7 protein-coding genes are annotated in these 9193 nt (G+C 42.3%); 3 read left to right on the plus strand and 4 right to left on the minus strand.

Features of this window, described 5'->3' with window-relative positions; translation table 11 throughout:
- Nucleotides 1-736: RNA methyltransferase (locus QVO99_RS09190; RefSeq protein ID WP_288177114.1), on the minus strand; the 736-nt coding region annotated here is incomplete at its 3' end.
- 121 nt (nucleotides 737-857) lie between these two features.
- Between QVO99_RS09190 and tamL the strand changes: the two genes are divergently transcribed.
- Nucleotides 858-3029, plus strand: a complete 2172-nt coding sequence (gene tamL / locus QVO99_RS09195; RefSeq protein ID WP_042519440.1) for a translocation and assembly module lipoprotein TamL — start codon at nucleotides 858-860, stop codon at nucleotides 3027-3029.
- Nucleotides 3030-3204: 175 nt separating this feature from the next.
- Here the strand turns inward: tamL and QVO99_RS09200 are convergent, their stop codons facing one another.
- A complete protein-coding gene (locus QVO99_RS09200) occupies nucleotides 3205-5364 on the minus strand; it encodes an elongation factor G (RefSeq protein WP_022317316.1) in 2160 nt (719 codons plus the stop codon).
- A gap of 174 nt (nucleotides 5365-5538) precedes the next feature.
- On the opposite strand from QVO99_RS09200, the gene hemW reads away from it, so the two are divergent.
- Nucleotides 5539-6663, plus strand: coding sequence for a radical SAM family heme chaperone HemW (gene hemW / locus QVO99_RS09205; protein WP_022317317.1), 1125 nt, complete (start codon nucleotides 5539-5541; stop codon nucleotides 6661-6663).
- 113 nt (nucleotides 6664-6776) lie between these two features.
- Here the strand turns inward: hemW and panD are convergent, their stop codons facing one another.
- Nucleotides 6777-7124, minus strand: coding sequence for an aspartate 1-decarboxylase (panD, locus tag QVO99_RS09210; RefSeq protein WP_022317318.1), 348 nt, complete (start codon nucleotides 7122-7124; stop codon nucleotides 6777-6779).
- 12 nt (nucleotides 7125-7136) lie between these two features.
- Nucleotides 7137-7991 carry a pantoate--beta-alanine ligase gene (panC, locus tag QVO99_RS09215; RefSeq protein WP_022317319.1) on the minus strand — a complete coding sequence of 285 codons (855 nt, stop codon included), beginning with the start codon at nucleotides 7989-7991 and terminating at the stop codon, nucleotides 7137-7139.
- Between the two features lie 217 nt (nucleotides 7992-8208).
- Here panC and QVO99_RS09220 point away from each other — a divergent pair, with 217 nt between their 5' ends.
- Complete coding sequence (locus tag QVO99_RS09220) at nucleotides 8209-9021, plus strand: glycogen/starch synthase (protein WP_022317321.1); 813 nt, start codon at nucleotides 8209-8211, stop codon at nucleotides 9019-9021.
- Nucleotides 9022-9193: the final 172 nt, after the last annotated feature.

The raw sequence follows: 9193 nt of genomic DNA on the forward strand, positions 1-9193 counted from the left end.
TGAACTCCGAACATGTTATGGCAGTGGCTATTGCCACATTCAGACTTTCTGCAGTCTGGCGCCCCTCAGGAAAGTTCGGTATCAGAAGCCTGTTGTTTATACGGCTTCGCATAGCTGCGGAAATGCCATTCCCCTCATTCCCCATCACTATAATACCGTTGGGAGTGAGGGATTTCTTATAAATATCTTCACCATCAAGGAATGTACCATAAACGGGATAACCAGTGGGGAGCGAATCGAAAAGCACTTGCAAATCGCAATATTCAACCCGCACTCTGGCGATACTGCCCATAGTAGCCTGTACGACCTTGGGGTTATACACGTCAGCGGTGTTACGGCTGCAGAAAATTTTCGTTATACCAAACCAATCGGCCACACGTATGATAGTGCCCAGATTACCAGGATCCTGCACCCCATCAAGGGCAATGTAAAGGGAAGAATCGTCGAAATCACATTTAGGCTGACTCACAAGCATCGGGAATACGGCAAGCACTCCCTGTGGATGCTGCAAGAAACTGATTTTACGCAGTTCATCATCCGTGACAACAACTATATCATTATCTATCTGAGGATTAGAATCTATCCACCCCTGAGTGGCAAAAAACATTTTCGGCTTCAGTATCTCCATCAAATCTGACACCACCTTAGGACCTTCTGCAACGAAACAACCCTCTTTGTCGCGTCCTTTCTTTGACTGCAACGAATGAACTAATTTTATCTGATTCTTGCTTAACATTTCATTTTATAGTTTTTGAGCCACAAAAGTACAATTTTTTTTATACTTTTGCACAACAAAACCAAGAGAAGTGACGAACAAACCTATAAAACATATCTTAATACACTTTTGTGTGGCGTTTATGACATCTGTCATGACGGGATGCAGCATAACCAAATTCATACCGGAAAACGAGTTTCTCATTAACAAGGTGATGATAGAGAGCACAGACAAAAGCATAAACGCTTCAGAATATGAACCATATATAAAGCAGAAAGGAAACACAAAGTGGTTTTCAGCACTACGCATACCACTTGCGACATATTCACTTGCAGGCAAAGATTCAACAAAGTGGATCAACAAGACTTTAAAGAATATCGGGGAAAAGCCAGTAACTCTGGATTCCACACTTACAGAATCGACTTGCAACGATCTTCGAAGCGCAATGCAGAACAACGGGTTTCTCAATGCCAATGTGGAGACCCGTACGAAGATTCATAAGAAAAACAAGATTGATATAACATACATCCTTACTCCCGGGAAGAAATTTCACATAAACAACATAACATACGACATCCAAGACGACAACATCGAAAAGAAGCTTGATGTAATATACCCTAAAGAAAAAAGGATAAAGGCAGGAGCGGTATTCAGCATCAACAGTCTTGAACAGGAGCGCCGAATTATAACATCTGCCCTGACAAACAATGGATATTACCACTTTCACAAGAATTTCATATCGTATACGGCAGACTCAATACCTGGCAAAGAACTTGTAGATTTGATACTCCACATAGCAAAATACGAAAAACCAGGAGTAAAGACAGACACACTACATACTTGCTACAAGATAAACAATATTATCTACAGTAGCACAGAAGGAGACAGAATTCCATTGCGAGCTAATGTGCTTAAGGAAAACACATGGCTCGAAGAAGGTAAGCCCTTCAGTTCTGAAATGCTCAAAAGAACATATAACAGTCTCGGAAAGCTTCAAGCTGTGAAATACACGAACATTCAATTCAAAGAAGCAGGTGAAGGCCTGCTCGACTGCAATATCAGAGTGAGTCCGAGCACCCCCAACAGTATCAGTTTCCAACCTGAAGGTACAAATACAGCCGGAGACCTTGGTGCCGCAGTATCGCTTACATACGAAAACAGGAATCTGTTCAGAGGCTCTGAAGTGTTCAGCGTGAAACTAAGAGGGGCTTACGAAGCGATAACCGGTCTTGAAGGCTACCAGAATCAGAATTATATAGAATACGGAATAGAGTCAAAGATTCTTTTCCCCAGCTTCATGTGTCCGTTTCTGTCATATGACTTCAAAAGACGTTCTTACTCTACGACGGAAATCGGAGTGAGCTATAACCTGCAAAACCGTCCAGAGTTCCATAGGCGAGTATTCTCAGGCTCTGTAAGATACAGATGGACAGACTCTAGCCAAAAACACCAATACAAAGTTGACATCATAGACCTCAATTATGTCTATATGCCATGGATATCATCTACATTCAAAGACAACTATCTTGATAATGTAGACAATAAAAACGTCATTTTGAAATACAACTACGAAGATCTCTTCATCATGAAAATCGGATTTGGAATGACATACAGCCACAAAAACAATGCATTCAAAATAAACTGCGAGACAGCCGGTAATATCCTCAACGGTATATCGCATATCACGAAAATGCAGAAGGATGCCAATAAACACTACAAGATTTTCAACATCGCTTATGCCCAATATGCGAAATTCGACTTCGACTACACACACAAGTTTTCGTTCGACCAGAACAACCAGCTTGTTATGCATGCAGCTCTCGGTGTGGCCTATCCTTACGGCAACAGTACAGTCTTGCCGTTTGAAAAGAGATATTTCTCCGGTGGTGCGAACTCGGTCAGAGGCTGGAGCGTACGCGGACTAGGCCCAGGTAGCTTCAAAGGCAAAGATGGCGCCATTGACTTCATAAACCAAACTGGAGACATGAAACTCGACCTCAATATGGAATTCAGAACCGCCTTGTTCTGGAAACTACACGGAGCGGCATTCATTGATGCTGGAAACATTTGGACATTGAGAGAATACAAGGAACAACCAGGTGGACAGTTCCATCTGGACTCTTTCTACAGACAGATTGCCGTTGCCTATGGATTGGGGATTCGCTTGAACTTCAGCTATTTCATCCTGCGCTTCGACATGGGAATGAAAGCAATAAATCCAGCTTACGAATCTAAAAATGATCATTATCCATTATTCCACCCGAACATGAACAGAGATTTTGCATTCCATTTCGCTGTAGGCATGCCATTCTAAATAATCACAACAACTAACAGAAAATACAAATCAAGAGACAAACCACTTCTGCCAGTACTTTCGAAAACGGCAAGACTTGCACCATTCAAATGGGAAAAGACTCTACACGTTTTCAACATAAATAAGGGGACATATCTCATGACATGCCCCCTTAATTTATGTTTCAAACAGACCTTTATTCTTTTCCGTCGATTTCTGCTTCATGAACCTTAATCAGCTCCTGCTGAATATCGTTAGGAACAAGTTCATAGCTTGCGAACTTAGTTGTGAACGAAGCTCTACCACCTGTTATAGAACTCAGTGAGATACTGTAGTTTGAGAGTTCCTTCAATGGAATCTTCGCCTGAAGCTTCTGATAACCTGCCTCAGAATCCATTCCCATGATTAGAGCACGGCGTCCCTGAAGGTCACTCATCACATCTCCCATGAAATCTGAAGGGACAAAAACTTCCAGATCATAAATCGGCTCAAGAATCTTTGGACCTGCATTCTTGAATGCCTCTGAGAACGCATTTCTTGCAGCCAACATGAATGACAACTCATTGCTGTCTACCGGATGCATCTTTCCATCATAAACGACAACACGAACATCACGAGCATAGCTTCCAGTAAGCGGTCCCTGCTCCATACGCTCCATCACTCCCTTCAAGATTGCAGGCATGAAACGTTGGTCGATGGCTCCTCCAACAACAGAGTTGATGAATACAAGTTTGCCTCCCCAATCCAAATCAACGACCTCCTTGTTCTTGATATTCATCTTGAACTCCTGGCCATTGATATTGTAAGAAACAGGATCCGGCATTCCCTCGGCATAAGGTTCTATGATAAGATGTACCTCACCGAACTGGCCAGCTCCACCTGACTGTTTCTTGTGACGATAGTCTGCACGTGCAAGCTTTGTGATTGTTTCACGATATGGAATACGTGGTTCCTGATACTCAACCTGCAATTTCTCATTGTTTTCAAGTCTCCATTTCAATGTACGCAAATGGAACTCTCCCTGTCCGTGAACGATAGTCTGACGAAGTTCCTTGCTCTGCTCAACGACCCATGTCGGATCTTCTTGTCTCATCTTAGTCAGAGCAGCCATAAGCTTTTCTGTGTCAGCTTCGTTGACAGCCTTTATCGCACGTGAATATTTTGAGTTAGGATATTTGATGAAATCAAATCTATTCTCGCAGTCTTTACTGTTGAGAGTATTACCGGTCTTGACATCCTTCAATTTTACCGTACAACCGATATCCCCAGCTTGCAACTGCTCTACAGACTGACGGTTAGCTCCTGCACATACGAAGATATTCGCCATACGCTCCTTTGATCCACGGTCTGCATTCGTCAAATCATCACCCGGCTTCACGCTTCCGCTCATAACCTTAAAATATGAGACTTCACCAATATGCGGCTCTACTCCTGTCTTGAAGAAATACAAAGAAGTAGGCGCGTCGGAATCGGCAGGAACTTCCTGTCCTCTCGTATTATGCACCTTCGGCATGTCACTAACGAACGGCACTACGTTACCAAGGAATTCCATCAAGCGACGAACGCCCATACTCTTGCCTGCACAAACGCAGAACACTGGGAATATCGAGCGTGTGATGAGTCCCTTGCGGATACCCTCACGCATCTCATCCTCTGTAAGTGTCTCTTCTTCAAAGAATTTCTCCATCAGAGTCTCGTCGTTCTCTGCAGCAGCCTCAACGAGCTCCTTATGTAGAGCCATAGCCCTCTCCATCTCTTCTTCAGGAATATCCTCGATGATAGGTGCACCGCCCTCAGGCGTCCATGAATATTTCTTCATGAGAAGCACGTCGATAAGGGAATTGAATTCTGGTCCCGTATTCAAAGGATACTGTATCTGCACGCACTTGGTGCCGTAGATATCTTTCATTTGTGCAATAATGGATTCAAAATCACACTTCTCGCTATCCAACTGGTTGACGAGGAAGATAACCGGCTTCTTCAGCTTGTCTGTATATCTAAATAAATTCTGAGTTCCGACCTCCGGACCATACTGACCGTTAATAAGCACCAATGCCTGGTCTGTGACATTAAGCGCTGTAATTGCTCCGCCCACAAAATCATCTGAGCCAGGGCAATCGATAATATTCAGTTTCTTGTTATTCCACTCCACATTAAATACAGTAGAGAATACAGAATAGCCATATTCCTGTTCTACTGGAAAGTAGTCACAAACCGTGTTCTTTGCTTCTATTGTACCACGGCGCTTGATGACACCACTCTCATACAACATCGCTTCGGCAAGAGTAGTCTTGCCGGAACCCGCACTGCCAAGCAAGGCAATGTTCTTGATTTCATTAGTCTGGTAAACTCTCATGTTATTATAGATTTTAGGTTTGTCGTTCCAAGTGCTTTTATGTTCTTGTGGCGACTTAATTAGATTTAACGGCAACTAAGTTATCATATTTTCTACATTTTACAAAATATTTGCTACAAAAAATCCTGTTTTTTAAAACATATTAGTACTTTTGCAATACAAAAATTACAAATTATGTCAGGATTATACGTTCACATCCCATTTTGCAAGAGCCGTTGCATCTATTGCGGCTTCTATTCAACAACTCACGAAGAACTTCGTTCACGTTACGTAGACAGCCTTTGCGAAGAATTAAGGTTGAGAAGGGATTATCTGGACGACAGAATCTCCACGATATACCTTGGAGGTGGCACGCCTTCACAGCTCTGCCAAACTGACATTGACAGGATTTTCGATGCCATATATAAATATAATAAGGTGGAAGACTCCATAGAAGCGACTTTTGAATGCAACCCAGACGACATCACGGAATCTCTTGCCGATTATATAAAAAGTTCTCCCATCAATAGGGTCAGTATGGGAGCACAGTCTTTTTCTGACGATATTCTATCCTTCATAAGGAGAAGGCACAATGCGTCACAAATCATATCGGCGGTGGAAAGGCTGAGAAAGGCTGACGTGTCGAACATCAGCATTGACCTAATGTTCGGATTTCCACAAGAAAGCATACAAACATGGAGGACAGACATTGAAAGCGCCCTCAACCTGGAGGTTGAGCACATCTCTGCTTATAGTCTGATGTATGAAGAGGGGACTGCAATGACAAAACTTCTTCTTGAGAACAGGATAAAGGAATGCGACGAGGAAACGTATCTTGCCATGTACAACATACTTATAGACAAACTTGTTGCTGCCGGATACGAACATTACGAGATAAGCAACTTTGCAAAAAGCGGTTACCGGTCTAGACACAACAGCAACTATTGGAATGACATCCCATACCTGGGCATCGGAGCTTCTGCACATTCTTTCAACCGAATGTCAAGACAATGGAACATTGACGACATATCGTCCTACATGGAATCTATCAGTAAAAAAACGATTCCTGCCGAAACTGAATTTCTAACCAAGGACTCAAGATTTGACGACGTGGTCATGACAAGACTACGCACATGCGAAGGAATTGACATGATCGACATAAAGAAAAATTTTGGCGAAGACTATCTTGCCTTCCTGTACAAAGAAGCTGCCCCACATATCGAAAATGGATTGATGACACTCGAAGGCAGCCACCTACATCTGACAAGGAAGGGACTGTTTGTGAGCGACAGCATTATCAGCGACTTGATGCACGTATAGGAAACAAGAAACCGGAAGCATAATCTTCACTTCAAACGATTTGCGTAGATACATTGAAGCAGCGTAATGCCAAGACCATACGCTGCTTCAATGATATAACATGCAAAGATGAATTACTTCTGTATCTTGTTGTCTACAGGGAAAACCACAACCGGATTATAAGACTTGGCCTCTTCAAAGTCCATAAGTGCATAAGCAATTATTATAACTGTATCACCTACAACACATTTTCTTGCAGCTGCACCATTAAGGCAAATACATCCGCTGCCACGCTCTCCCTTGATTATATATGTTTCAAAACGTTCTCCGTTATTGTTGTTTACTATCTGAACCTTTTCACCAGCTATAAGATTAGCCGCATCCATCAAGTCCTCGTCTATGGTTATGCTACCCATATAATTCAGATTTGCCTCTGTAACCTGAACACAATGCAGCTTGCTCTTCAAAACTTCAATCAACATGATAAATATCTTTTATTTGGCGTTATATTTTATATGATCTATAAGCCTGACTGGCTTCTTTCCACAATACACAGTAATACATCCTACCGTATCCGAAGAATCCTCCCAGTTCTCTACATCCTGCAATGTATCGCCATCAACAATAGAGAAGTATTCCACTTCTAATCCGTCCACGGCATTGATACTGTCCACTACCCAATCATGGGTTTCTTTCAAAGTGTGCTTCTTCGCATAATCCACGCTCTCGTTAAGATATTTGAATATCATGGGAGCAACAGAACGCTCATCTGAAGCCAACAATGTGTTGCGAGACGACTTTGCCAATCCGTCCTCTTCTCTGACAATAGGACATTCAACAATATTCAACTTCAGACCTAGATATTTCACCAATGCCTTGATTACTGCAATTTGCTGCCAATCCTTTTCTCCGAAATAAGCCTTGTCTGGACGTACGATGTAAAACAACCGGCTTACTACCTGGCATACTCCGTTGAAATGTCCTGGTCTGTGAGCGCCTTCCATAACCGTTGTCACTGGTGGAAATTCAAAGCTTCTCGTATCAGGCGATGGATAAACTTCTTCTACAGAAGGAGCAAACACACAATCAGCCCCTACGGATTCCAACAACTTACAATCCTCATCAAGTGTACGCGGATAAGTATTCAGGTCGGTTTTATCATTGAACTGCGTCGGATTGACAAATACCGACACTACTGTAACGTCATTGTCCGAAACGCTTCTTTTAACCAAAGACGCATGTCCTGCATGAAGAGCTCCCATCGTGGGAACAAGACCTACTGTTTTTTTATTCTTACGAGCTTCGAACAACTCGTTCTGGAGGTCTGCTATCTTACTAAAAACTTTCATTATATTATATTTATAAACCTTTTCCAAAAATGCCAATCACCCGAAAGAGACCGACTGCGAATGAAAAATCGGTGCAAAATAACAACATTTTTCTTAAACAAGAAAGAATATGTTTAAAAAAAAGCCAATTAGCAATGAGTTTTGAGCAATTTTGCGAGAAGCAAGGCACCAAGTAAGTTTTTTTTCGTATCTTTGCAAAGATTAAAGAAAAACAATGATGAAGTCAAAAAAAATTCTATTTATCAACCAAGAGATAACGCCTTACGTTTCTGACAGCGAATTGTCCCACATAGGCCGCGAGCTTCCTCAGTCCATACTTGAAAAAGGATATGAAATCAGGACCTTCATGCCCAAATGGGGAAACATAAACGAAAGGAGAGGCCAGCTACACGAAGTGATTCGTCTTTCAAGGATGATGATAATCTTTGATGACACTGACCACCCTCTGATAATCAAGGTCGCTTCAATCCCTTCGACAAGGATACAGGTATATTTCATCGACAACGACGACTACTTCACAAAGAGACTCATGGCAAACGATGAAAACGGCGAAGAATACGAAGACAACGGCGAACGTTCAATATTCTTCGCAAGAGGCGTACTGGAGACAATAAAGAAGCTGCATTGGACCCCTGACATCATCCATTGCCAGGGGTGGATAGGCAACATTGTACCCTATTATGTGAAAACCGCATACAAGGACGAGCCTTCGTTCGCAAACACCAAGATCATCACATCCCTCTTCGGAAACGGTTTGAAGAAGGACATTGAGAAAACATTTGGACAATGTCTTGAATTCAAGGATGCCCATAGCGACATACTGAAGAACTACAATGAGAAATTCGACTTCACAGAATTCGAAAAATTGGCCATCGACTATTCCGACGGTGTCATAGAGGCAGGTCCTGGCGTCAACCAACAACTTGTTGAATATACAAAATCGAAGGGTATTCCATTCATGTCTCAGGCTGCCGCAACAGAATTAGACGTTGACGCATACGACAATTTCTACGACAGCATCTTGGAGTAAATTCCATAAACACAGAAAAACAAATACATTTCATGAAAGCAAAACAGGTATTTCTAAGCCTCGCATTAATATTTTCTTGTCTATGCTCTTGTGATGACAATACTGACAACATCGGAGGAAGCATCATCGACGACCTCGACAACATCAATGTCACCGCAAGATCTTTCCCTAT

This window comes from Prevotella sp. CAG:592, assembly GCF_000436015.1.
Lineage (GTDB): Bacteria > Bacteroidota > Bacteroidia > Bacteroidales > Bacteroidaceae > Prevotella > Prevotella pectinovora.

Bases quoted from the DNA above. Each gene is read 5' to 3' on its own strand.
- QVO99_RS09200 (WP_022317316.1), bottom strand. From the start codon at position 5,364: ATGAGAGTTTACCAGACTAATGAAATCAAGAACATTGCCTTGCTTGGC.
- tamL (WP_042519440.1), top strand. From the start codon at position 858: ATGACATCTGTCATGACGGGATGCAGCATAACCAAATTCATACCGGAA.
- hemW (WP_022317317.1), top strand. From the start codon at position 5,539: ATGTCAGGATTATACGTTCACATCCCATTTTGCAAGAGCCGTTGCATC.
- panC (WP_022317319.1), bottom strand. From the start codon at position 7,991: ATGAAAGTTTTTAGTAAGATAGCAGACCTCCAGAACGAGTTGTTCGAA.
- QVO99_RS09220 (WP_022317321.1), top strand. From the start codon at position 8,209: ATGAAGTCAAAAAAAATTCTATTTATCAACCAAGAGATAACGCCTTAC.
- panD (WP_022317318.1), bottom strand. From the start codon at position 7,124: ATGTTGATTGAAGTTTTGAAGAGCAAGCTGCATTGTGTTCAGGTTACA.